The organism is Streptomyces sp. NPDC001513, from assembly GCF_042894695.1.
Taxonomy (GTDB): Bacteria; Actinomycetota; Actinomycetes; order Streptomycetales; family Streptomycetaceae; genus Streptomyces.
Genome location: NZ_JBIAVU010000004.1, coordinates 101,776 through 126,027 on the forward strand (window position 1 = coordinate 101,776; position 24,252 = coordinate 126,027).

21 protein-coding genes are annotated in these 24,252 nt (G+C 72.4%); 6 read left to right on the top strand and 15 right to left on the bottom strand.

Annotation, left to right across the window (positions count from 1 at the left end):
• Positions 1-75: 75 nt before the first annotated feature.
• The 3 genes from ACFYZ4_RS09750 to ACFYZ4_RS09760 form a co-directional block, all read right to left on the bottom strand.
• Positions 76-444 carry a PRC-barrel domain-containing protein gene (locus ACFYZ4_RS09750; protein WP_390783500.1) on the bottom strand — a complete coding sequence of 123 codons (369 nt, stop codon included), beginning with the start codon at positions 442-444 and terminating at the stop codon, positions 76-78.
• Positions 445-547: 103 nt separating this feature from the next.
• A complete protein-coding gene (locus ACFYZ4_RS09755) occupies positions 548-2,263 on the bottom strand; it encodes a thiamine pyrophosphate-dependent enzyme (RefSeq protein ID WP_390783501.1) in 1,716 nt (571 codons plus the stop codon).
• Positions 2,264-2,434: 171 nt separating this feature from the next.
• Complete coding sequence (locus ACFYZ4_RS09760; protein ID WP_390783502.1) at positions 2,435-3,526, bottom strand: mechanosensitive ion channel family protein; 1,092 nt, start codon at positions 3,524-3,526, stop codon at positions 2,435-2,437.
• A gap of 416 nt (positions 3,527-3,942) precedes the next feature.
• Here ACFYZ4_RS09760 and ACFYZ4_RS09765 point away from each other — a divergent pair, with 416 nt between their 5' ends.
• Complete coding sequence (locus tag ACFYZ4_RS09765; protein WP_351302319.1) at positions 3,943-4,116, top strand: CsbD family protein; 174 nt, start codon at positions 3,943-3,945, stop codon at positions 4,114-4,116.
• A gap of 104 nt (positions 4,117-4,220) precedes the next feature.
• Here ACFYZ4_RS09765 and ACFYZ4_RS09770 read toward each other — a convergent pair whose 3' ends face one another.
• Complete coding sequence (locus ACFYZ4_RS09770; RefSeq protein WP_390783503.1) at positions 4,221-4,556, bottom strand: ArsR/SmtB family transcription factor; 336 nt, start codon at positions 4,554-4,556, stop codon at positions 4,221-4,223.
• A gap of 101 nt (positions 4,557-4,657) precedes the next feature.
• On the opposite strand from ACFYZ4_RS09770, the gene ACFYZ4_RS09775 reads away from it, so the two are divergent.
• Together ACFYZ4_RS09775 and ACFYZ4_RS09780 are read left to right on the top strand one after the other, a co-directional pair.
• Positions 4,658-4,960 carry a putative quinol monooxygenase gene (locus ACFYZ4_RS09775; protein ID WP_351304596.1) on the top strand — a complete coding sequence of 101 codons (303 nt, stop codon included), beginning with the start codon at positions 4,658-4,660 and terminating at the stop codon, positions 4,958-4,960.
• Between the two features lie 97 nt (positions 4,961-5,057).
• Complete coding sequence (locus ACFYZ4_RS09780) at positions 5,058-6,290, top strand: FAD-dependent oxidoreductase (protein ID WP_390783504.1); 1,233 nt, start codon at positions 5,058-5,060, stop codon at positions 6,288-6,290.
• A 111-nt stretch (positions 6,291-6,401) separates the two neighbouring features.
• Here ACFYZ4_RS09780 and ACFYZ4_RS09785 read toward each other — a convergent pair whose 3' ends face one another.
• From ACFYZ4_RS09785 to ACFYZ4_RS09830, 10 genes are all read right to left on the bottom strand, one after another.
• Entirely contained in the window at positions 6,402-8,705 is a 2,304-nt protein-coding gene (locus ACFYZ4_RS09785; protein WP_390783505.1) for a DUF6777 domain-containing protein, read from the bottom strand.
• 475 nt (positions 8,706-9,180) lie between these two features.
• A complete protein-coding gene (locus ACFYZ4_RS09790) occupies positions 9,181-10,857 on the bottom strand; it encodes a hypothetical protein (protein ID WP_390783506.1) in 1,677 nt (558 codons plus the stop codon).
• Complete coding sequence (locus ACFYZ4_RS09795) at positions 10,854-11,489, bottom strand: hypothetical protein (protein ID WP_351301571.1); 636 nt, start codon at positions 11,487-11,489, stop codon at positions 10,854-10,856. The genes ACFYZ4_RS09790 and ACFYZ4_RS09795 overlap by 4 nt, the downstream gene beginning before the upstream one ends.
• A complete protein-coding gene (locus tag ACFYZ4_RS09800; protein WP_351301568.1) occupies positions 11,486-11,851 on the bottom strand; it encodes a hypothetical protein in 366 nt (121 codons plus the stop codon). Before ACFYZ4_RS09800 ends, ACFYZ4_RS09795 begins: the two co-directional genes overlap by 4 nt.
• A gap of 59 nt (positions 11,852-11,910) precedes the next feature.
• Positions 11,911-13,293, bottom strand: coding sequence for a CHAT domain-containing protein (locus ACFYZ4_RS09805; RefSeq protein ID WP_390783507.1), 1,383 nt, complete (start codon positions 13,291-13,293; stop codon positions 11,911-11,913).
• 122 nt (positions 13,294-13,415) lie between these two features.
• Positions 13,416-13,955, bottom strand: coding sequence for a hypothetical protein (locus ACFYZ4_RS09810; RefSeq protein WP_390783508.1), 540 nt, complete (start codon positions 13,953-13,955; stop codon positions 13,416-13,418).
• A 196-nt stretch (positions 13,956-14,151) separates the two neighbouring features.
• Positions 14,152-14,925, bottom strand: coding sequence for a class E sortase (locus ACFYZ4_RS09815; protein ID WP_390783509.1), 774 nt, complete (start codon positions 14,923-14,925; stop codon positions 14,152-14,154).
• Between the two features lie 140 nt (positions 14,926-15,065).
• Entirely contained in the window at positions 15,066-15,569 is a 504-nt protein-coding gene (locus ACFYZ4_RS09820; protein WP_390783510.1) for a hypothetical protein, read from the bottom strand.
• A 159-nt stretch (positions 15,570-15,728) separates the two neighbouring features.
• Complete coding sequence (locus tag ACFYZ4_RS09825) at positions 15,729-16,895, bottom strand: alanine--tRNA ligase-related protein (protein WP_390783511.1); 1,167 nt, start codon at positions 16,893-16,895, stop codon at positions 15,729-15,731.
• Between the two features lie 268 nt (positions 16,896-17,163).
• Positions 17,164-18,345, bottom strand: a complete 1,182-nt coding sequence (locus ACFYZ4_RS09830; protein ID WP_351301550.1) for a PP2C family protein-serine/threonine phosphatase — start codon at positions 18,343-18,345, stop codon at positions 17,164-17,166.
• A gap of 409 nt (positions 18,346-18,754) precedes the next feature.
• Between ACFYZ4_RS09830 and ACFYZ4_RS09835 the strand changes: the two genes are divergently transcribed.
• The gene (locus ACFYZ4_RS09835; RefSeq protein WP_390783512.1) at positions 18,755-20,668 is read left to right on the top strand and encodes an ATP-binding cassette domain-containing protein; all 1,914 of its coding nucleotides are present in this window, start codon (positions 18,755-18,757) and stop codon (positions 20,666-20,668) included.
• Between the two features lie 60 nt (positions 20,669-20,728).
• On the opposite strand, the gene ACFYZ4_RS09840 is transcribed toward ACFYZ4_RS09835, so the two are convergent.
• On the bottom strand, positions 20,729-21,946 hold the full coding sequence (locus tag ACFYZ4_RS09840; protein ID WP_390783513.1) for an FAD-dependent monooxygenase: 1,218 nt from the start codon (positions 21,944-21,946) through the stop codon (positions 20,729-20,731).
• Positions 21,947-22,125: 179 nt separating this feature from the next.
• On the opposite strand from ACFYZ4_RS09840, the gene ACFYZ4_RS09845 reads away from it, so the two are divergent.
• Positions 22,126-23,088, top strand: coding sequence for a TetR/AcrR family transcriptional regulator C-terminal domain-containing protein (locus ACFYZ4_RS09845; protein WP_390783514.1), 963 nt, complete (start codon positions 22,126-22,128; stop codon positions 23,086-23,088).
• A 79-nt stretch (positions 23,089-23,167) separates the two neighbouring features.
• Positions 23,168-24,130 (top strand): GlxA family transcriptional regulator, encoded by a 963-nt coding sequence (locus ACFYZ4_RS09850; protein ID WP_390783515.1) that lies wholly within the window; start codon positions 23,168-23,170, stop codon positions 24,128-24,130.
• Positions 24,131-24,252: the final 122 nt, after the last annotated feature.

Genomic DNA, 24,252 nt, shown 5'->3' on the forward strand with positions numbered 1-24,252 from the left:
CGGACAGACCTGACAGAGAGATCTGACGAAGAGGGGCCCGGACTCGTCGAGTCCGGGCCCCGTCCTCCTCGCGGGTCAGACGAGCGGGCCGCCGAACGGGCCGGCGGGACCGTAGTAGAGGCCCAACTGCTCGCGGTAGCCGGCGTCGCCGAGGTGCTTGTCCCGGTGGAACTCCGGGGAGTCCTTGATCTGCTCCTTGGTGCGCTCCACGTGGATCGTCCGCTGCTCCGGGTCGATCAAGATCACGGTGCTCGCCGGCAGGAGGACCTCCTTGCCGAAGATCCACACCCCTGTGTCGACGACCAGGTAGGCGTCACCGACCTCGTCGGAGTGCTTGTCGACCTTGCCGATGCTGCCGTCGACCGCTTCGACCTTGTAGCCGGTGAGATCGGTCCCGGCCAGGTGGCCCGACGTCGACTTGTAACTCCACACATGCTCGGTCACGTGAGAACAACTCCTCCGGTGAGTGAAAAGGATCAACGAGCCTCTTGAAGGGCGTATGCCCCGGATCTCCCGTTGTGCACGTACGTCTTCCTCCTCAACAGCGCTACGGGAGGAACTCCTTGGCCTTGGCCACGGCGAAGCCCCAGCCCTGGGCCACGGTCGGTTTGCCGGGCACGGCCACTTCCTCCGGGTTGGTGAGCACGTCCAGCAGGACCGGCCCCGGCGTCTCGAAGGCCCGGCGTACGCCCTCGTGGAGATCGGCCGGGTCGGTGACCCGGATCCCCGTCAGGCCGAGGGCCGTGGCGACCGCGGCGAAGTCGGGGTTGTCGAGTTCCGTGCCGAATTCGGGCAGGCCCGCCTGTTCCTGTTCCAGCTTGACCATGCCCAGGCGGCGGTTGTCGAAGACGACGAGCTTCACCGGCAGCCGGTACGTCCTGATGGTCATGAGATCGCCGAGCAGCATGCTCAGCCCGCCGTCCCCGCACAGCGCGACGATCTGCCGCTCGGGCGCCCACAACTGGGCGCCGAGGGCCTGGGGCATGGCGTTGGCCATCGAGCCGAGGTTGTACGAGCCGATCAGCCGGCGGTCGCCGCGCATGGTGACGAAACGGGAGAGCCAGACGGTGGCCATGCCGGTGTCGGAGGTGAAGACGGCGTCCTCGGCGGCGTACGCGTCCACCGCCGCGGCCAGCGCCTCGGGGCGGACGGCGTGCTCACGGTTGTCCAGGGCAGCCCGCAGCTTCCCGGTCCAGCGGTGCTCGTGGGCGGGGTCGGCCAGCCGCTGCTGGCCCTCCTGCCAGTGGCGGAAACGCTCCCGGGCGTCGTCGAGGTGGGCACGGTCCGGGGCCGCGTTCAGCAGCGGGAGCAGGGCCCGCAGGGTGGCGCCGACATCGCCCGCCAGACCCACGTCCACGGGGGTGCGGCGTCCCAGGTGGTCCTCACGGGCGTCGACCTGGACCACCTTGGCGTCCTTCGGGTACCACTCCCGGTAGGGGAAGTCGGTCCCCAGCATGAGGAGTACGTCCCCGCTGTCGAGCGCGTGAGCGGCGGCGGGGTTGCCGATGAGGCCGGTCTGGCCCACCTGGAAGGCGTTGTCGTCCTCGAACCCCTCCTTCGCCTTCAGCGTGAGCACCATGGGCGCCGCCAACAGCTCGGCGGTCCGCAGTACTTCGGTACGGGCCTCCCGGGCGCCCTGGCCGACGAGGAGGGTCACCCGGGAGGCGGCGTTCAGCAGCTCGGCGGCGCGGGCGAGGGCCGGGTCGTCGGGCCGCGTGACGGCGCGGTCGAGGGCGAAGCGCGTGGGCCTGTCGTCGCTCACTTCCTGGTCGCCCAGGTCGCCGGGCACGGTCAGGACGGCCACTCCGCCCCTGGTCACGGCCGCGCGTACGGCCGATTCGAGCAGGCGCGGCATCTGGTCCGGGGAGGTGACGGTGGCCCGGTGGACGGCGACGTCGCGGAAGAGCAGGTCGTTGTCGACCTCCTGGAAGTAGTCGCTGCCGATCTCGGCGAGGGGGACCTGGCCGCAGATCGCCAGGACGGGGGTGCGGCTCTTGGCGGCGTCGTAGAGGCCGTTGAGCAGGTGCACGGAACCGGGTCCCACCGTGCCCATGCACACGCCGAGGGTCCCGGAGAGCTGGGACTGCGCCGAGGCGGCGAAGGCCGCGGCCTCCTCGTGCCGGCAGCCCACCCAGTTCAGTCCGGCGGATGTGCGGATGGCGTCGGTGAGCGGGTTCAAGGCGTCTCCGACGACGCCGAAGACGTGCTGGACGCCGAGTTCCTCGAGTGCGTCGACGATGACGTGGGCGACGGTGCGTGCCAAGGGAGTGCCCTTCGTTTGCCGGTTCCGTATCCGGTTCGTCGGCCGGTTCGATGGCCGGTTCGATGGCCGGTTCAACAGCAGGTCGGTTCAACGGGTGAAGCGGTCGGGTTCGACCGCCTTCCAATCGGCTGCCCTGCTTTCGGGCGGCGATGCGGGCCGTTCTCCGGGGGACTACTTCCGGGCTCGCGCGGCGTCGGCCGCTCCGGTGGCGTCCGGCGCGGGCGGCTGTCCCGGTGCCGCGTCCAGCACGATGCGCGGCAGGGCGTCCGGGTGCTTCTCCGCGAGCCAGGCGACCAGTTGCTCCCGTACGGTGCAGCGCAGCGTCCACAGGTCGTCGGGGTCCTTGGCGGTGACGATGACCCGCACCACGATGGTGGACGGCGTCGTCTCCGTGACGGCGAGGTCCCAGCCGCGGCCGTCCCACTCGTTGCGCGTCTGCAGGATCTCCTCGGCCTTGTCGCGCATGAGGTCCACCGGTGCGCGGTGGTCGCAGTGGAGGAAGACGGTGCCGGTCATCTGGATGCCGCCGCGCGACCAGTTCTCGAAGGGGCGGGTGGTGAAGTACGAGACGGGCATGGTGATGCGGCGTTCGTCCCAGGTGCGTACGGCGAGGAAGGTGAGGGTGATGTCCTCGACCACCCCCCACTCGCCCGCGACGACGACCGTGTCGCCGATGCGCACCATGTCGCCGAAGGCGATCTGGAAGCCCGCGAAGAGGTTTCCGAGGGTGGACTGGGCTGCGACGCCGGCCACGATTCCGATGATTCCGGCGGAGGCGAGCACGGAGGTGCCGAGTGCGCGGAAGCTCGGGAAGGTGACGAGCATCGCGGCGACCGCGACGACGGCCACCAGGACCGTCACCACGCGCATGATCAGGGTCACCTGGGTGCGGACGCGGCGCAGCCGGGCCGGGTCGCGGGTGGAGGTGGCGTAGCGGGCGTACCCCGACTCGACGACGGCGGAGGCCACGGCCACCAGCAGCCAGGCCCCGGCGCCGATCAGGGTGAGGGAGAGCACCCGGCCCACGGCGGCAGCGTGGTCCTGCAGCGGTGGCCAGGCGATCTGCCGGTAGGCGCCCCTGAGCAGCGCGGCGAACAGCACGATCAGCAGGGCGTTGCGGCACCGGCGCAGCAGGTTCCACAGGGGCGTCTCGGGGTGGCGTGCGTCGGCTCGGCGCAGCAGCAGGTCGACGACCCAGCCGGCCGCGAGGGTGAGCAGGACCGAGCCGCCCAGGACGGACAGCACACGAAGAGCGCTGTTCATATCTCCTCAACGGATGTAGGTGACATGGACGTTCACGCCCCTGCCCCCTCGAAGGGAGCTGACACAGGAGATTCCGAAGCGGTTCCCCGCGCGCTGTCCGCGGTACGGCGAATCCGGCAGCGTGGCGTGGTGTGTCGTGCCCGTCGCGCGGAATCGCGGTTCGCAGGAGCCCGGCCGCGTGATGGCGGGGGGATGCCACCACGCGGCCCGGGACCGCTGGGGAACCCGCGCCGCTCACCGTCGCGGACTCCCGTGACCACCCTTATGGCCGGTCTTCGTCGGCTCAAACGGTCGGAGTGCACTTTTTCTCGAAGACCGGATGCCGGGCGTGTTCTCGCGGCTCACGTTTGCGGGGCTCGATCGGGGTCAGACGCGGAGGGCAAGGCATTTCCCGCAGCCTCAGGGAGTGATCAGCTGTGTCGAGCAACGAGAAGGGCCGGGCCAAGGCCGAGCAGGCCAAGGGCAAGCTCAAGGAGACGGCCGGCCGCTTGGTGGGCAACGAGCGACTGACCGCTGAAGGCCGCGCCGAAGGGGCGAAGGGCGATGCCCGCCAGGCCAAGGAAAAGATGAAGGACATGTTCAAGCGGTGACCTGACCGCTCGCGGATGCCGCGGATGGCGGCAGGCCGCCCGTACGCGCCTCGGTCCCGAACCCGTAGGGGGTTCGGGACCGAGGCGCGTCCCACCCCCTGAGCTCACTCGGCCGGCTCGGCCGGCTCGGCCGGCTCGGCCGCCACGATGCCCAGCAGTCCGGGAAACCGCTGCTCGATGTCGGCCCGGCGCAGGCTGGCCATCCGGCTGTTGCCCCGGTCGACCTGGCGGATCAGCCCGGCCTCGCGCAGTGCGCGGAAGTGGTGCGTGACGGTTGCTTTGGAGACCGGCAGCCCGAAGGAGCTGCACGTCCGCGCCGCGCCGTCCGGTGCGGCCGCCAGTTCGCGCACCACGCGGCGGCGCAGCGGATCCGCCAGCGCGGCGAGTACCGGGCCGAGCTCGATCTCCTCGACGTCCGGGTGACCTTCACCGTCGGGCATGCGGGACACCTCCCTTGAGGTATGGATTGCATCGTACCTACGCGTTCGGTAGCGTGCGGAAGGTACGAGATTGATTGTACCTATCGGGGGGAGAACCCTGCATGTCCCAGCCGTTCGCACTCGTCGGCACCGCGCGCCCCATACCCGAGCGCGCCGAGGAGTTGAAGGAACTCCTGCTGTCGTTCGTCGAGCCGACCCGGCAGGAGCCCGGGTGCCTGGAGTACCACTTCCACGAAGACCGCGACGAGCCCGGCACCTTCGTCTTCTACGAGGCCTGGCGCTCCCGGGCCGACCTCGACGCCCACCTCGCACTCCCCCACATGCAGGCCTTCTGGGAGCGGCGCATGGACTACCTGGAGACGGACCTCGACATCCGATTCCTCACGATGCACAGCCCGTACTAGGACCGGTCAGGCCCGGGTCGCCGTTACCGGCCCCGCCACCCCCGGTGCGGTATACCTCCTCTGGGGCTCACCCGGGCCCGCGAAGGGAGTGGTTGCCGTGGAGCGCACGACGTGCTGCGTGGTGGGAGGCGGGCCGGCCGGAATGGTGCTGGCGCTGCTGCTGGCCCGGGCCGGTGTGGAGGTGACGGTGCTGGAGAAACACAGCGACTTCCTGCGCGACTTCCGCGGGGACACCGTGCACCCCAGCACCCTGTCGCTCCTGGACGACATCGGCCTCGCCGAACGGTTCGCCCGGCTGCCGCAACGCCGCGTGACCACCGTGCAACTGCCCCTCGGAGCGGACCGGTCCCTGGTCACCATCGGGAACATCGGGGCACTGCACGGGAAGTACAACTACATCGCGATGGTGCCCCAGTGGGACCTCCTCGACCTCCTCGCCGACGAAGCGGGCCGGGAACCCTCGTTCCATCTGCGCATGGACACCGAAGCGACCTCCTTCCTCATCGAGCGCGGCCGCGTCACGGGCGTGCGGTACCGCTCCGCGGACGGCAGCACCGGCGAGCTCCGGGCCACCCTGACCGTGGCCTGCGACGGCCGCGGCTCACTGGCCAGGGCGCTGCCCGAGCTCGGCCTCGAACACTTCCCCTGCCCCATGGACGCCTGGTGGTTCCGGCTGCCCCGCCACGAGGACGACCCCAGCGGACTCGTGGGCGGCCTGGGCGACCGCTTCTTCACCGCGCTCATCGACCGCGGCGACTACTGGCAGTGCGCCGCGCTGATCCCCAAGGGGACCGACGCCGAGCGCCGCGCCGAGGGGCTGGAGCGCTTCACGACCCGCTTCGCGGAGGCCGCCCCGTGGCTGTCCGACCGAAGCCATGCGCTCACCTCCTGGGACGAGGTGAAACTGCTCGACGTACGGCTCGACCGGCTGCGCCGCTGGCACCGCCCCGGGCTGCTGTGCATCGGCGACGCCGCCCACGCGATGTCACCCGTCGGCGGCATCGGCATCAACCTCGCCGTCCAGGACGCGGTGGCCGCCGCTCGCCACCTCGTACGGCCGCTGCGCGAGGGCACCGTGGGACTGCACGACGTGCGCAGCATCCAACGCCGCCGCTGGCCCACCACGGTGGCGACCCAAGGCCTTCAACGCCTCGCCCACACCCAGGTCATCGAACCGCTGCTGGCCGGCCGCACCGCGTTCGGCGATGCCCGGCGGGCCAAGCGGATGACGGAGCTCATCACCGAATCCCGGTGGCTGAACCGAGTCCCCGCCTACTTCATCGCGTACGGAGCCCTGCGCGAGCGCCCGCCGCGGGAATCGCTGCGCTGACCTGGCCGGTTCTCGCTGTCGGGGCTTGCCGAGCGAGGTGGAGGGGCGACCACGAAACCGCTGGCCCCGGCTCAGCCGGAGCCTCATCGCCCGGGGACCCGAACCACCGGATCACCCGGACTGCTCCTCCCCCGACTCACCGCCCGGGTCTCCGCCTTGCTGCCGCCCCGACTCATTGCCGGGCTCCTGGCCGCTGCCCTTGCCCGACTCCTGGCTCGGTGCGTTCACCGGACCGTTGCCGGGGCCCGTGCCGGTGCCGGTGCCGGTGCCGGAACCCTGACCCGGAACCGGGTTCTTGCCCGGCTCGTTCCCCGGCGCCGTTCCGGGATCGTTGCCGACGCCCTTGTCCGGGGCGCTGCCCGGCGCCTGGCCGGATTCCGGAGCGCTCCCGGGAGCCTGGCCCGGCGCCGGCCCGGACTCTTGACCAGGGTCCTTACCTGTGTCGTGACCGGTCTCCGGAACCTTCCCGGGAGCCTTGTCCGAGCCCTGGCCCGAGCCCCTCCCCGACTCTTGCCCGGGCACCTTTGCCGGATCATGGGCGGGGCCCTTGTCGGGCTCCTGGCCAGGCGCCTTCCCCGACTCCTTGTCCGGCTCCTGACCGGGCACCTTCGTCGGTTCCTGGCCGGACTCCCGACCCGGAACCTTGCCCGAGTCCTTGCCCGGAACCTTCTCGGGGGCCTTGCCCGGGTCCGGGGCCGACTCCTTGCCGGGGTGCTCGCCCGACTCCTGCCCCGGCACCTTCGCCGGATCCTGGGCGGGCGCCTTGCCAGGCTCCTTCCCTGACTCCTTGCCCGGCACCTTCTGCGAGCCTTCGCCCGGGCTCTCGCCCGACTCCTTGCGAGGCGTCTGCTCCGGCTCCTTGCCGGGTTCCTTCCCCTGGCCCTCGCCAGGCTCCTTGCCGGACTCCTTACCCGGGTCCTTCACCGATTCCTTGCCCGGCGGCTTTCCGGGAGCCTTCCCCGGGTCCTGACCGGGCTCCTTGCCTGACTCCTTGCCGGACTCTTCGCCCGGCACCTTGCCGGACTCTTCGCCCGGCTTCTTGCCCGGCGCCTTCGCCGGGTCATCGTCTGGCGCCTGAGCCGGCTCCTTCACCGTTTCCTTCGCAGGATCCTTCGCCGGGGCTTCACCGGGGTCCTGGCCCTTGTCCGGGACCTTGGCAGGGGCCTTGTCCGGGTCCTGGCCGGGCGTTTTACCGGGGTCCTTGTCCGGCTCCTTCACCGGGTCCTCGCCCGGCTCCTGGCCCGGTGCCTTCACCGATTCCTTGCCCGATTCCTTGACCGGCGCCTTGCCCGAGGGCTTTCCGGGAGCCTTGCCCGGGTCCTCACCGGGCGCCTGACCTGGGGCCTTGCCGGGTTCCTGGCCCGGTACCTTCCCCGGGTCCCCGTCCGGCTTCTGGCCCGCCTTCTCGCCCGGGGCTAGGGTCGGCGGCTTTCCAGGTGTCTGGTCCGGAGCATTGCCCGGCGTCTGGTCCGGCACCTGGCCGGGGGCGGTGCCTGGGGCCTTGCCCGGAGCGTGGCCCGGCGGCTGACCAGGGGTGTTGCCCGGGATCTGGTTCGGGCTCGGGTCCTGGGGTGTCTGGACCGATGCCGGGTGGGCCGCCGGGAGGACCGGGTAGGCAGAGCCGGGGGTCTGACCCTTCGGGACCGGGATCTCACGGTCGTGCTTGCCCTGCGCCGCGCCGCTCGGGCGCTCGTACCATCCCTTCCGGTTCTGGTCGAAGACCGTGACGGTCTTCACCGGCTTCACGGCAGGCTTGACCGCGACGAGGCCGGAGGACCGGAACGAGGACCACTTCTCGCCGCTGTACGCCTGCCTGCCCCTGACCGCGACGGGCGGGTTGAGGGGATTCCCGCAGGCACAGCGGACCCTCGGCACGCCACGGCCGTCGACCAGCACGGACGTGCCGGCCTGCAGGACCGCCTGGTAGCTGGTGGGAGCGCCGTTCCGGTAGCCGTGATTGGTGACCCGGGTGTCCCAGCCCAGCCGGACGGGAGTCAGCGACCGCAGGTACGAGGGAATCTCGGGCTGCCGGATGCCCAGCGCGCCGGAGAACGCCCTGCCCTTGTCCGGGTGCTGCGCGAGAAACCGGACCTGCTTCTCGACGTCACAGCTCGCGACGTTCCGTGTCCCCCCGTACAGGCCCGGATACCCGCCGTCGACCTCCAGCGTGCGCGCACCGCCCGCCGTGGCGCTCGCGGTGCGCGCCGTGCTCGCGGCGTCCTTCGCCTGCTCGCCGGTGGTCATGGGCGTGGCCTTGGCGACGCTCTCGGCCTGGGTGGCCGTCGACGGAGTGAACGGGTCGGGCCCGGCCTCGGGAGCGGCCTGGAGGAAGACCTCGCCGCCCGCCGCGGTGTTCCCGCCCAGCACGGCGAAACCGAGGACCACCGCGGACACCACGGCCACCGCCGTGCTCACGCTCAGCACGGCCCTGCGCGATCGCCACCTGCGCACCCGCCCGCCACCCGACGGCGGCGGAGACCCGGCCGAAGAGACCGGAAGGGGCCCCGACGGGGGTCCCGAGGGAGGCGGAGGCCCTGACGGCTGCCGAGGGGGCGGCGGCGGGGGCGGCGGCTCCACATCAGCGCCCCGGCCCGACAACGGGCCGGGCGGCGGGCCGGTGGGGCGCTCGGAGGAAGGAGGCAGGGAACTCATGACACTCGCCCCCGGACACAGGGCAGCGGGCAGACCGTGGTGACTCGCATGCGCTCACTCCTTCCGAACCGTCAACGCCTCCACATCTCGGAGGTGGAACCCGGACGTCGCCGGCGACATCGCCGGCGACGAGGACCCACCCGTTCCGCGTGCGTCCGTCTCCTGAGTAAGCCCCCTCCCCCCGCATCACGTCATGCCGCGAGCTTTCGGGACTTGACAAACGACGGGCCGCGCCCTGTTACGACAGCGGCGTCCGGCGGGCCCGGCCGGTGCGCGCCGACGGGTCCCGGGCCTCCTCCAGGAGTACGCGCACGCGCGTGAGGCGTTCGGCCAGCTCGGGGCAGACCTCCTGAAGCAGTTTCAGATCGGTGTGCACGTCGAGCTTCTGGGACCACAGCACCCCTCGGCCCAGCTCCAGCAGTTCCAGCGCGTGCGCCGGGTCCGGCTCCGCCATGGCCAGTTGGGCCGCGGCCGCGCCCGTCGCCAGGTCGAAGTCGGTCGCCTGCAGCAGCTTCTCCTGGCTGAGGCGGTCCAGGCCGCGCCAGGCCGCGAGCGGCAGCAGCCGCACGGCCACGCTGCCCGCCTGCGCGGCCTCGGCCGAGGCGGGGTGTGCGGCCGTGATCTGGATGCTCCACCAGGACGCCGCAACGAGCCGGCGCCAGGCGGGGGCCGTCTCCCGGAGCGCGGCGCGCCGCCAGGCGTCGGAGGACCTGCGCCAGAGCGTGGCGCTGTCCGGCAGCGGATCCGCCACCGCATCGCCCGGTGGGGGGTGTGCCTCGGATTCGCCGGCCCACTGACGCAGGGTCGCCGCGAGCCACATCAGCGCTTCGTGGCTGTCGGAGCCGTCCTCGGCGGCGGCCGCCTCCAGGATGTCCACGGCCTCGGCGAGGCCGTCGGTGGAGTCGGAGAGCTCGGCCCGACCGGTCAGGATCTGGACCTGCGGGAGCCACCCCGGGTCGTCCGGCGCGCGCCGTCGCAGCACCGCGTCGGCCTTGGTGAAGTCCTCCAGCCTGCGCATGGCCAGGCCCTGGGTGGTGAGGGCGTTCACCCGGTGCCGGGCGAGCGAGCGGCTGCGGGCGTCACGGCGCGGCATGAGCCGGTCCGCGTCCTTGAGGAGCCACACGGCCCGGACGATGTCCTCGGGGTCGTGGAGGAGGTCGTAGCGCAGGACCAGCAGGGCGGCGAGCTGGGAGAGGGTCGCCCCGCGTTCATGGCCGTAGCTGCCCCCGCCGTTCGAGAACGCCCAGGCGAACGTCCGGCTGAGGGCCTCCGCGTCCTCGCTCGCCGCCACGGCCCGCTGGAGGTCGTCGAAGATCCTCAGGAACTCGAAGCGCGTGTGGAGCACGTCCCCGAAGTCGAGGAGGACGGCGAACATCTGCGCCCTGTTCAGCGGCGGCAAGACCGCTTCCTCGTCGATGATCCACGCAGCCCGCCACAAGCGCCTGATCGACTCGCCCCACGGAGGTCTCGGCGCGGCGATCGCGGCCCGGCACAAGTCCGCGGCCCGCCGGTAGAGGACGATCGCCTGGTCCACGTCCTTCTTGTCACCGCGCTTCCCGAAGCGCTGGATGAGGCAGTCCGCGAGCAGGCTCCGGTCCCAGACCTCCGCCTGCCACGGGAGGGGGTTCGCCGTGAGGGCCGCCCGGCCCAAGTCGATCGCCCGGTCAAGATGGTGAGGATCATGGAGCAACTCCGAGCCGGCGATGAAGATCAGGAGCTCCGCCCTGCGGATCATGTCGCGCGCCCATCGGGGATGGGCTTCCTGCGCCCGGATGGCGTCGACCTGGCCGATCAGCTCCGGCAGTGCCTCCGTGTCCTCGCGCTCGATCGCCCGGAAGGTACGGGTCAGCAGCGGGCGCCACCTCGCCAGGAACAGCACCTGGTAACGGAGGCTCCTGCAAAGGGTGGTGATCACTGACAGGCCTCCACCGTTCTCAGCTGGGTGAGGGCCGCCGTCGCCACCTCGACCGTCGTACCGCCGGTCTTCAGCCGGAGTTTGCCGTCGCCCACTCCGGTCACGGTGCCGCAGAGCCTGCCCGTGGCCGGCGTGGTGAGTTCCACCGCCGGCGGCTTGGCACTCGGCCCGTACCAGGTGGCGGCGACGGCGCCGACGAGGAACAGCGTGCAGCCCAGGGTCATGGCGATGCCGCGCCGCAGGGCCCGCAGGGCGGACCCGGCCTCCAGGTGTTCCACGGCCGAGCGCGTGGTCCGCGTCCCGAGCGGGGCGGGCGCCAGTGATCCGTGGGCCGCCCGGTTGAGCAGGTACGCGCCGCACGCACCGCAGATCAGGGCCACGAGCAGCAGGACGCCGACGCCGGCGGCCCAGGGTTTGGCGAGCTGCCCCACGTCGGTGCGGCCCTTGACCAGGCCGAAGCCCACGAGCCCGGCCATGAGCACGCCGGCCGCGTTGCGCCAGCCCAGGGCGGCCGCTCGCAGGCGGGGAAGTGCCTCCCTGACCAGGCGGTGGCGCTCTTGCGCCGCCAGCAGGTCCCGGGCCGTGGCCGGAGGGCCGGCGATGAACCGTGGGGGGACCCTGGGAGTGGTCATGACGACTCCAGGGCCCAGAAGGCTCCGCAGCCGCTGCGCCCTTCGGGGCGGCCGTCGTGGTTGGTCCCCTGGCAGGTGCAGCTCATCGGCACCGGGGGGTTCGACGCGGACTGCGAACCGGCGGCGCCGGCCTGGGCGTTGCCGGGCGGCGAGGCCCGGAACTCCGGATCGAAGAGGGGGATGTCCAGCGCGGCCCCGCAGCGCGGGCAGGTGCAGACGAAGACGTAGTCGTCCCCCTTCACGTGCTGGAGATCGTGGTTCTGCGCCACTTCCTGGGCGTAGCGGGGGTCCGTCGTCTCCTCGTAGGGCAGCGGTAAGTGACTCTGCGGTGTGGACTGCGGATGGGGCTGCGGTGTGGTCATGCCGCTTCCTCCCTGGTGACGGGGCGGTCCGATGGGGGCGGTCGGTCGGGGTGCTTCGCTCAGGGGCCGATGTGGACGAAGGGCACCCAGGTCGTCAGTCGCGTACGGTCGCGGTCGCGCAGGGCGCGCACGGCGCGGTGCAGGTGGCGCGCCGCGTCCGCGGGCTCGAAGTCCGGCACCGTCGAGGGCCCGCCGCCTGAGGTGGTACTGCCAGGGGTGGCACTGCCGGGGGCGGCGCCGTCTCCGTAGAAATCGCGGGTGACGTCCGCGGCCGCCCGGTCGTAGACGGACCAGAGGGTGCCGATCACGTGCCGGAAGCCCGCGATGTGCAGGGCGGCGGACAAGGTGATCGTCTCGTTGGCGAGGTCGATGCCCCCGACGGCGGTCTGACAGGCCGACAGGAACGCGAACTCCCCGCTGTAGCTGCGCTCCGCGAGGTCGTGGACGGTGAGGCCGTCCTCCCGCAGGGCGATGGAGCCGAGCCCCGGATCGTCCAGGTCCTGCCCGGCGTGGCTGCTGAAGTGCACCCACGGGTGGCGGTGCAGTGCCGCCAGGACCGCGTCGGCGGTGGCGTCCGCGCCCTCCAGACGGGTCAGCCGCTCGCCGAAGCGCCCGACCAGCGCCTCACGGTCCGCCGCGAGCGACTCCAGTGGCGGCATGCCGACCGGCTCGGGCGCGACGAACAGCATCCGCCCGGTCCCGTCGGCCGCCGTGCCGGAACGGGAGCGGGAGCGGGCGGTGAGCAGCGCGCGTACGGTCGGCGTGTACGAGGACACCACCCGGTCCAGGACCGTCCTCGGCGTGGCGTCGGAGGGTTCGCCGTGGTGCCCGGCGGCGTGCAGGGGCAGCAGGTTGAGCAGTCCCGTGGGGCACCACCACACGCGTGGGGGCGGGGTTCCGTCGGCCGGGGCCCGCGTGTGGCCCAGGGCGTCGAGGACCGGCCCGCAGATCTCGTCCCAGAGCCAGGCGGTGAGGGTGCCGAGCTCGTCCTCGGCCGCTCTGCGGGCCAGGGCCAGGGCCGCTCGCGCGTCGGAGATGCGGAAGAAGACCTCCGGGGAGCGGTCGCCCTGCTCGAACGGCGCCCGGGCCGCCTGGAGTTCCCATGCCGCCCGCTCCAGCGTGCGCAGGGCCACCAGGTAGGCGACCGTGCGGTCCTCGACCCCGCCGGCCGTGACCCCGGGCAGCGGCAGTCCTCGTACGCCTGTCTCCGTGATCAGCAGGGCATCGCAGCGCAGGCGGCTGATGTTGACCGCCACGACGGCGCCTTCACGGCCCGCGGCCGTCAGCGACGCCGCGCGCGGTGGGCGCAGGAAGTCGGTCAGTTCGGGGATTCCCCGTGCGCGGCCCAGCTCGCGGACCTCGCCGATGAGCCCTTCCCACTCCTGGGACAGCTCGACACGCCGGTCCACGGCGTACGTGGACTGCTGGTCGTCATCCTCCACGCGCCCCTCCCCCGCCCGACAGCGAGACTAGACAATCCGGGGGCCCGTGTCCCGGTTTCGGAGGGGATGGTTCGCCGACTCTGCGGCGGAGCCCCGGGCCGGGGTCCGCCGCAGCGGCCGGCTCAGCGGAACAGCATGGAAGCGTCCCCGACCGGGGTGTTGACGGAGCCCGGACACAGGAAGCTGCCCGAGGTCTTGGTGGCGGTGAAGGCGCGGTTGATGTACTTCCGGCTCGTCCCGTCGCGGTCCCACACGATGTTGGTGGCCTTGTAGCGGCAGGAGATGAAGCTCTGCCTGCCGGTGATGTCGATCGTGTCGGTCCGCGCCGTCCCGGCGGTGTCGTCGAAGGTGAAGGCGGGGTTGTTGTTGAGGGAGGCGGCGATGCCGCCGCCGCAGGCCAGGTTGCCTCCCGGCGCGTTGACGGTGGTGCGGTCGACGGTGAGGGCGGCCGGGGCGGCGGCGCTGGTGCTCGCGTTGGTCCAGCTGCAGCTGTTGCCGGCGACCACGATCACGCCGTCGACCTTCTGGTCGGCGGCCGCGGCGCCGGGGGTGTGCGCGAGGGCGGTGCCGGTGCCGGCGAATGCGGCCGCGACGACGAGCGTCGCGATCCCGGCGACGCGTGAGATGCGGGTGCCGTGCTTGATGGGCGGGGTGTGCCTCATGTTCGCTCCTCCATGCCACGTACTGGTGGGGGTGGGCGAGGCGCTGGGCCTCTCAGAGGGTGCGGAGTGCGTGCGGGGAGAGTCCCACAGCCACCTTGAACTGTCAGGAGCATGTCAGCGTGATGCCGGTAATTGGCTGAAAACTACCCGTCGGTACGAGATCGCTGCCGGGCGCGCCGACGGGCTTCCGGGGGCGTCAGGAGGCGGGCGTGGCCGCGGAGGTCTTGCGCAGGACGCCTATCTTGTCGATGCGGTGCTCCGGGTTGCCCTGGGCGTCGCTCCAGAAGTTGCCCTCCGCGTGGTCCTCGGGCGTGGCGCAGGTCGAGATCGTGATCATGGCCTGGGTGGGGGCCGTACCGGGCGCCCCGGGGACGGCCGCGCGCTGCTCGCCGAGCGAGCGCTCCGAGCGGAAGGACGTCTTGCGGGTCGCGGTGATCTCGTAGGTGTACTCGACCTTCCCGAGGGTCACGAGGACCGTGTCGCCCTGGTTCACCGAGGGCAGGTCGTGCAGCGGACCGCCCGCCGAGAGCCGGTGGGCGGTGATCAGGAAGTTGCCGACCTGACCGGGTCCGACGCCGCCCCGCTTTCCGTACGGGCTGGCCGCCACGCCGAGGTCCTGGATGCGGGTCCCCGGTACGTCGTCGGTGGTGCCCTCGTACGGCATCACGCGCAGCCCCGAGATGCCCGCCGAGGGGATGGACAGCATCGAGGCCTGCGTCGGGACGCCGGCGCCCGGTCCCACGGGCTGCGCCGCGGTGGGAACGGCGGCCGCGACGGCCGGGGTGACCGCGGGGGACGGTCCGGGGGCGGACGGGTGCGCGGTGGGGGCCGCGGGCTGCGCGGCCGGGGCCGAGGCGGGCAGGCGGGCCGCGGTTCCGGCGGCGGCGGAGGGCGCGCACGCCGCCAGCAGGACGGCCACGGCGCCGGTCAGTACGGCGGGGACGGCACGGGAAGGGAACGGCAGGGACATGGGCGCTTCCGTGTCGGTCGGTCGTCCGGGTCGTGCGGCAGGCGGGTGACCCGGTGGAGCGGCCAGAGTGACATACGGAGCAAGAGGTCCATAAGGGTCCCGGTCTGTGACCTCCCTCCCCCTGGCCGACCGGACCGTGATCAGCCCGGGCGCCGACGCGGCGGCCGGAGGCGGAGGGTCGCCGCGTTGCGGACGCGACGGGTGCGTCCGTGCTCGGCGAGCAGGTCGAGGGCCTCGGGTGAGCTGACGGCCTGCGCGGCCGCGGCCGTGCGCTGGAACCAGTCGGATGCGCCCGTGACCTCCTCGGCCGTCCACGGCTCGTCCAGGGCGATCGCCCGCAGGAGGGTCCACTCGCGCAGGCGGCGGGACAGGAAGGCCCGGTCCCCGATGACCGCGGCCGTCGTCCGGGCCCAGTCCGGGAAGTGGGCGTCGGTCAGCAGCTGGGCGGCCCGGCGCTCCAGGTGGCGGTTGACCGCGGACTCCGCCATCGCCACGCAGTCGTCGCGCAGGACGGCCGCCACCAGGCCGGCCTCATCCGCTTCCTGGACGCTTTCCAGGAGTTCCAGGTAGTGGGCGTAGCGCCGGTGCTCGGGGGGTTCGTCGTCGGTCTCCGGGGGTTCGTTGTCGGTCTCGGGGCCGGTCATACCGACATTCCATCGTTTCGCGCGGTCATCCGGTACCGATATTCCGTGTCGTGCCGTCGGCCGAGGCAGGAGACCCGCCTCATGGTCGGCATGCGCATGTTCCGGGACGAGGTCGGCGGCTGGGCGGCTGGGCGGCAGGCCCGCGCGCACCCCGTGCCGTCACTCCGGCCGCAGGCTGTCGACCAGCTCGCGGGGCAGACCGTGGGTGTCGTGGAGGTAGTGGAGGTCCTCCCCGGTCAGCGGGCCTCGGAAGCGGGGCCGGGCGAGCACCTTCCGGCCGCGCTCCAGGAGCCGGCCGAACCGGCGTTCCTCCTCGACCAACATCCGGAGCACGTCCTCCGGCCGCAGGTCCAGCCGGAAGTGGTCCAGGGTGTGCCGGACCACTTCCTCCGGCAGGTCTCCGAGGCCGCGCGAGGGATCGTCCCGCCACAGCACGGTGAGCACCCGTCGCACGAGGCGGCGCAGTACGTAGCCGCGTCCGGTGTTGGCCGGGCGCACGCCGTCGCCGAGTACGACGATGGCCGAGCGCAGGTGGTCGCAGACCAGCCGCAGCGATGGTTCGTCCAGGGGCCACAGGGGCGGCACGAGGCGGCGCCAGGGGTCGAAGACGTCGCACTCGAACACCGACGACCTGCCCTGGAGCAGCGAGGCCAGCCGCTCCAGGCCGAGTCCGGTGTCGACGTTGCGCTGGGGAAGCGGCACGAGGGAACCGTCGTCGAGCCGGCGGTGGCTCATGGTCACGTGGTTCCACACCTCCACCCAGCGGTCGTCGCGGGTGGGTGTCGACCGGGGCGGGCCGTCACCGCTCCACAGGAAGATCTCCGAGTCGGGACCGCAGGGTCCGACGGGTCCGTTGGACCACCAGTTGTCCTCCACGGTGAGTTCGACGGGGACGCCCCGGTCCTGCCACAGCTGGAGGGAGGCGGTGTCCGGCCCGGTCTGGCCGTCACCGGCGAAGACGGTGGCGTGCAGCAGGCGGGGATCTACGCCCAGGCCCTCGGTGAGCAGCCCGTATCCCCAGTCGAGGCTGAGCGGACCGTCGTAGTCGCCCAGTGACCAGGTGCCGAGCATCTCGAAGACCGTGAGGTGGGTGGCGTCTCCGACCTCCTCCAGGTCCGTGGTCCGCAGACAGCGCTGTACGTTGACCAGCCGCCTGCCCAGCGGGTGGGCGCGGCCCTCCAGGTACGGGGTGAGGGGGTGCATGCCGGAGGTGGTGAAGAGCACGGGGTCGCCGGGTGGGGGGAGCAGTGTCGATCCGACGATGCGGCGGTGGTCACGCTCTTCGAAGTACTCGACGAACGTGTTGACCAGCTGTTCCGTGTGCATGGGGTGCGTCCTTCGCATATGAGCGGGAGAGGCACCGGAGAACGGGACCGTTCAGTCATCCGGCCGGGCAAAGAGGCCACGGCACCGCCGACGGACCGTTTTCCGGTCGCCGGGGAGAGGGGAAGGTCAGGCGGCGGCAACCGGCGAGCTGGTCGCTCGCGCGGTCGCGGTGGTGCTGGGGCCGGTGACGTTCATGCGGCTGACCCTAACGCGGGCCCGGCCGCCGGCGCACACGAATTTGCCGCCGCCCGGAGCACGTCCGGGCGGTCTAGGTCGGGCAGGTCGGGTCCGTGGCCGGCGGGTGCGCCTCGTCCTCGCGGCGGTCGACGAGGATGATCGCCACGTCGTCCGCCAGGCGGCTCTGGGTGTGGCGGAGCAAGGCCTGGTGCAGGCCTTCCAGGAACGCCGACCGTGTGTGGTCGCGCATGCTCACCATGGCCTCGGGGAGGTCGAAGAAGACGTTGTCGCGGTCGCGGGCCTCGATGACGCCGTCGGTGCAGAGCAGCAGCCGGTCACCCGGTGCGAACGGATAGTGGTCCGTCCGCCCGGGAGGTCCGCTGATGAACTCCTCGAGACCGAGCGGCGGCAGGGGGAGGGTGGGCATCAGGGAGACGACCGTGCCGTTGCTCAGCAGCAGCGGAGGCGGGTGGCCGCGGTTGATCACCTCGACCTGGGGGCCGTCCGGGATCTGGGCGACGATCGCGGTGACGAACGCCTCCAGGAGCGTGTCGTCGCCTTCGGTGGCGTTCTCGCTCGCGCCCGCGACGGCGGCGTCCCGCCGCAGGGCCGCCCCGCAGTGGTTGACGACCTCCACCAGGTCGTCCTCGTAGTGCACCGACTCCCGGAACGCGCCCAGCACGACCGCGGCGGCCCGCACCGCGGGCAGCCCCTTGCCCCGGACGTCCCCGACGATCATCCGGACCCCGTACCGGGTCTGGACCACGTCGTACAGGTCTCCGCCGATGAGCGCGCCCGACTCGGCCGCCAGGTACATGCTGGCCGCCCGTACGGGGCCCAGCCGGTCCGGGACGGGCCGCAGCAGGGCCTCCTGGGCCGCGACGGCGATCCGGCGGACCTGGTTGAGCTCGCTCTCCCGGCGCGTGCGCGCGGCGCCGCTCGTCATGACGCTCGCCGCCGAGACCAGGGACAGGGCGAGGAAGTTGGTGTAGACCTGTTGGCCACCCCAGGCGTTGTTGTGGGTGGCGGTGGTCACGCTGACCGCGACGGCCACCGCCGTCGCCGCGAGCGTGCCCTTGGGGCCCATCGTCACCGCGGCCAGCGCGGGCGTCGCGACCAGCATCGGGCCGGTGTACACGACGTGCAGCGGCGTGAGCTCGATGAAGAGCACCAGCAGGGCGATCGCGAAGGGCACGCACTCCGCGATCACGAAAAGGACCTGGTGGTGACCGCCGGCTCCCGGTCCCGGGGGCGAGCGCAAGGGCGCTCTCATGAGTACAGCCTGCCTTGCCCGGACACATGGCCGCCACCCGGCCGCCGGCGGGCAGCCGCCGGATCGCCCTCGGGCCGCGGCTCCTCCGCTCGCGCGGGGGCCGCGTCGCAGCCCGCAAGCGATTTCCGAGGACCCGACCCCCGCACCGGCAGGTTCCGGCCAACCTGACCTCCCCCACGGTCCGGGAGCCCGGCGGCACCCGGACGCGATCAGCGGCCGTGCCAAGGGGGCCGCCGCGGCGAGGTCGGCCAGATCCCGCTGCTCCGGCCGCCGGCCTGCGCTGTACTCACTCCCCCAGTTGCAGCGACCCCGCGACGGCCCCTCCGCACACCGCGGTCCCGGGCCTCCTCGCCCTGCGCGGGTGCAGCCGAACTGGCCTCCACAGCAACCCGGTTGAAGGAGAAAGAGCATGTCCGAGCAGCAGGCCGAGGAAAAGAAGACCGCCGCCCCACCCGCCCCGACCGCGCCACCCGCTCCACCCGCGCCTCCGGAGTTCACGTACACCTGGGGCCAGCACAACGAGACCATGGAGGCGCTGTCGCTCGGCCGGATGGCCCGCCGCGTCCCCTCCGCCCTCCGGCAGACCGCGCGGCTCGCCCTCGCCGTCAACCGCACCGCCTTCCACGTACTGGTCGCCGCCCAGATCCTCGGCGGGATCTGTACGGCGGCGGCGCTCGCCGCGATCTCGCAGGCGATGGTCCCGCTCCTGGCCGGCGACGGCGTCCAGGAACGCATCTCGGCCGCCGCCTGGCCCCTGGTCGTCGCCGGTGCGATGACCGCCCTCGGCGCCCTGGCCTCCATCGCCTCCGGCAGTGCCGCCCGCCGCCTCAACCCCGGCATGGCCACCCTCGCCGACCTCGCCATGGTCGACGCCCACATGGACGTGGAGCTCGCCGCCTACGACGCCCCCGACTTCACCGAGCGCTCGGAGGCCGCCGAGACCGGCTCCGCCCGCTCCGCCATGCTCCTCCAGGACGCCCTCGGCTTCACCGGCGGCATGATCGACATGGTCGCGGTCGCGTCGGTCCTCGCCGTGGTCCACCCCGCGCTCCTCCCGCTGCTCCTGCTGTCGGTGGTCCCCCGCGGCCTGGGCTCCGTGTACGCCGCCCGCCTCGACTACCGCCTCCACAACCAGACGATCGCCTCCCGGAACATCAAGCACATGATGCGCTGGCACCTGACCACCCCCAAGCTCGCCGACGAGCTGCGCGGCAACAGCATGCGGCCGTACGCCCACCACTGGTACGCGGCCGTCTGTGAGCGCATCGACTCCAGGATGGTCAGCTCCGCGCCCCGCTACCTCAGGGTCTACCTGATCGCCTCCACCGCCTCCGGGGTCTTCGTCGTGGCGACGTACGGGGCGCTCGGCGGCCTCGTCATCGGCGGCTACATGGCCATCGCCGCCGCCGGCACGGCCATCGTCGCCATGCGCACCTCCACCGCCGCCCTGTCGCAGCTCGTCGTCTACGGGGCGGCCATGTTCCAGCACGCGCTCTACCTCGGCGACTACACCGCCTTCGTCAAGGAGGCCGCCGAGAAGTCCGGCCCGCGCGGCCCGCAGGTGATGGAGAGCGCTCCGGAGAAGATCCGGCTGGAGGAGGCCTCGTACACCTACCCCGGCAAGGACGCCCCCGCCCTCGGCCCCGTCTCCCTGACGCTGGCCCGCGGTGAGGTCGTCGCCGTCATCGGCGAGAACGGCGCCGGCAAGTCCACCCTCATCCGCCTGCTGACCTCCCTGACCGCCCCGACCTCCGGCACCGTCTCCTGGGACGGCGTGCCCACATCCGACGCGGACCAGCGCTCCGCCTGGGCGCACGTCGGCCTCGTCACCCAGTCCTACGGGTACTGGCCCTTCTCCGCGCGGGAGAACATCACCCTCGGCCAGCCGGACCCCCGCGGCGAGGAGGCCGTGTGGGAGGCGCTGGACGCCGTGGGCATGCGGACGACCGTCGAGGAGTTCCCCGACGGGCTCGACACGCTGCTGGCCCGTTCGGTCTGGGGCGGCCACGAGCCCTCCGGCGGCCAGTGGCAGCGGCTGGCCTGCGGCCGTGCCTTCCACCGCAGGCCGGGCCTGCTGGTCATGGACGAACCGACGAGCGCCATGGATCCCCGCGGGGAGCACATGGTCTTCTCCGGCCTGCGGGACATGAAGGAGGACCGGATCACGGTGATCGTCACGCACCGGATGGAGAACTGCCGCCTCGCCGACCGCATCGTCGTCCTCGACAGCGGCCGCATCGTGGAACAAGGCCCCTTCGACCAGCTCGTGTCCCTGAAGGGGGGCCGGTTCCGCGAGCTGTACGAGCTCTCCCAAGACCGCTGACGACGTGAGGCACTGCGGAGCGCATCCCCGGCGGTGCGCTCCGCAGCACCCTGTCGCCGGTCACTCCTCCGGCACGGCGCGCGCGAGACCGTACTCGGGCAGTGCGATGTCCCCCGCCTTGGCGAACTGCGCCGCGAACACGTTCCGCATCGGCCAGCGGGTCATCGACCGCATCGAGAGGTCGCGCAGCCGGATGCCGAGCCGGCCCGACGGCGCGTACCCGACGGCGCCGCCGGGCGGCAGCTGCTGCGCCTGGCTCACGTACGGGCGCATCACCGTGTCGTAGCGGCGGAAGGCGACGGCGTGGTCGCCCTCGGCTGCGGCGAGTTCCCCGGCCAGGACGTAGGCGCCGACCAGGGCGAGACTGGTCCCGAGGCCGGTCAGCGGCGTCGCGCAGTATCCGGCGTCGCCGAGCAGCGCCACGCGGCCGCGCGACCAGCTGTCGAGGCGGACCTGGCCCATGGAGTCGAAGAAGAAGTCCGAGGCGGTGTGCATCCCGCGCAGCAGGCGTGGGGTTTCCCAGCCGACGTGGGCGAAGCGCCGGGCCACGAGCTCCTGTTGGGCGGCGACGTCGCGGCGGTCGTACGCGAGCGGTGGCGAGCGGAAGCTGAAGCCGGCCTTGATTTCGCCGGGGAGGCGGCCGGGCCGGGCGGAGACGACCAGCCCTCCGGGCGCGTTGTGCATCAGGAACCAGCCGTCGAGGTCCAGGTCGTCGAGGACGGTGAACCAGCTGGTATAGAGGTCGATCGGGTGGACGAAATCCCGCTCCGACCCGAAGGACAGGGCACGCACCACGGAGTGCGGCCCGTCCGCGCCGACGACGAGCGCGAACCGGCGCGGCGCGGCCTTCTCGAAGGTAACGGTGACCGCGTCCGCGTCCTGGTCGATCCCGGTGACGGTGTCGTCGAAGAGGTACTCGGTGTCCGGCAGGGTCGCCTCGTACAGCAGCCGGGCGAGGTCGCCGCGGAGGATCTCGATCTCGGAGACGATCCCCTCGCCGCCGAAGCTGTCGGCGGGCAGTCGGGCGGTGGTCCGGCCGATGGTGTCGACGAGGGCGAGGCCGCGCTGGTCCACGCACTCGGCCCTGGCCCGGTCCATCAGGCCCATCCGTTCGATCACGGTGCGGCCGGCGCCGCGCAGATCCACGGTCTGCCCACCCGGCCGGGGCGCCGGCGCGCGCTCCACGATCGTGACCGCGAAGCCTGCTGTGCGTAGCCAGTACGCCAGCGCGGGCCCTGCGATGCCTGCGCCGCAGATGAGTACCTCGTTGTTCGGCATGGCACGAAGGTACGCCGTACACAATCGGGCATGCAAGCATGAAATCCCTTGTGGATAGCCATGATTGGGAAGTGCTGCACTAGTGCGGAAAGGCGGGAGGGATGCGGGTGGACAGGGATCGCCCGATGTCGGCCGCTAGGATGACACCCATCCAGGTGCACTAGTGCGGAGGAGTCTCGGTGGGCGGACAGGCGGTACCGCGCTACAGCCGGATCGTCGACGAGCTTCGGCGACGGATCGAGTCGGGTGAACTGGCGCCGGGCGATCGCGTGCCCTCGACCCGCGAGATCACCCGGCACTGGGGCGTCGCCATGGCGACCGCGACCAAGGTGCTCTCCGAACTGCGCCGCGAGGGCATGGTGCGCGCCGTCCCGGGCGTCGGGACGGTCGTGGCCGCCCCGAGCCGCCCGGTGCGGGCCGCCCGGCCCGCCGGCGCCGCACGCCCGGGCGCACCGTCCGACGCGCCCTCGGTGCAGGCGGCTCTCACGCTCGGCCGGATCGTCGGTGCGGCCGTCACCGTCGCCGACACGGAGGGGCTGGCCGCCGTCTCGATGCGCCGGGTGGCCGCCGAGCTGGGGGTGGCGACCATGTCGCTGTACCGGCACGTGGCCGACAAGGACGACCTGCTGATGCGGATGATGGACGGAGTCATGGCGGAGCACCCGCTGCCCGCCGATGCTCCGGAGGGCTGGCGGGAGGCGGTCGAACTGGCGGCCCGGCAGCTCTGGGACCTGTTCCGCCGCCACCCGTGGCTCGCGCCGGCCCTGTCGGTGACCCGCCCCCAGATGATCGTCTCGGCGCTGCCGTACAGCGAGTGGATGCTCGCCACCCTGCACGCGCACGGACTCGACCTCCAGTCCGCCTTCACCGCGCACCTCATGCTGTTGAACTACTCCCGTGGCATCGCCGTCAACCTGGAGACGGAGCGGGAGGCGGAGGCTCACAGCGGCCTCGACAGCGAGGAGTGGATGGACACCCAGGAGCCGGCGCTCCTGGCGGTGCTGGGCACCGGCCGGTTCCCCGCGCTCTCCCGCCTGGCCGCGGCCGGCTACGACCTCGACCTCGACGCCCTCTTCGAGTTCGGTCTCCAGCGCCTCCTCGACGGCCTCGCCCCGCTCCTCGACGAGCGCTCCGGCGGCTGAACCGAGGACGCGAAAGGCCCCGAGCACCGACGGCGGTGGCGGCGCGGGGGCCGGGCCCGGTGCCGCGTACCCTCGAGCCGTGTCAGCCTCCCGCTCCCGTCTCCACCGTGTCGCCGTCCTCGTCCTCGAGGGCGCGAAACCGCTCGACGTCGGCATCCCCGCGCAGGTCTTCACGACCCGGGCGAGCATGCCGTACGAGGTGCGGGTGTGCGGGGCGGCGCCCGGGCTCGTGGCCGGCGGGGACGGTCTGGCGTACCACGTGACCCACGGGCTGGAGGCCCTCGCGTGGGCCGACATCGTGTTCGTCCCCGGCTACCGGTTCCCGGACCGCGAGGATCCGCCGCGGGCCGTCATCGACGCGCTGATCGCCGCCCACGAGCGGGGCGCGCGGCTCGCCGCCATCTCGACGGGCGCGTTCGCGCTCGCCGCCACGGGCCTGCTCGACGGCAGACGCGCCACGACCCACTGGCACTACGCCCGGGCACTCGCGGCGAAGCATCCGCTGGTCCGGGTCGACGAGAACGTGCTCTTCGTCGACGAGGGCAGCGTGCTGACCTCGGCCGGCGCCGCCTCCGGCATCGACCTGTGCCTGCACGTCCTGCGGGGCGACATCGGCGTGTCCGCCTCCAACCACGCGGCCCGGCGCCTGGTCGCCGCCCCCTACCGCAGCGGCGGCCAGGCGCAGTACGTGCCGCGCAGCGTGCCCGAGCCGCTCGGCGAGCGGTTCGCCGCCACACGCGAATGGGCGCTGCACCGGCTCGGCGAGCCCCTCACGCTCGAGGCACTGGCCCGGCACGCCGGTGTCTCGCCCCGTACGTTCTCGCGACGCTTCGCGGAGGACACCGGGTACACGCCGATGCAGTGGGTCATGCGCGCCCGCGTCGACGTGGCCCGTGAGCTGCTCGAACGCTCGCAGCGCGGCATCGAGCAGATCGCCGCCGACGTGGGTCTGGGCACCGGCGCGAACCTGCGCCTGCACTTCCAGCGGATCCTCGGCACCACCCCGACCGAGTACCGGCGCACCTTCACCCGGGGCGAATAGCGGGCCGACCTGCGATCCGTCCGCCACTGCGCCGTGGCGGGATCCTTTTGAACCATGGCGATCACGCCGCTGTCGCGGGCACGCGCCGGGCGCGAACCTGATGGCGAACGAAAGGGACATCG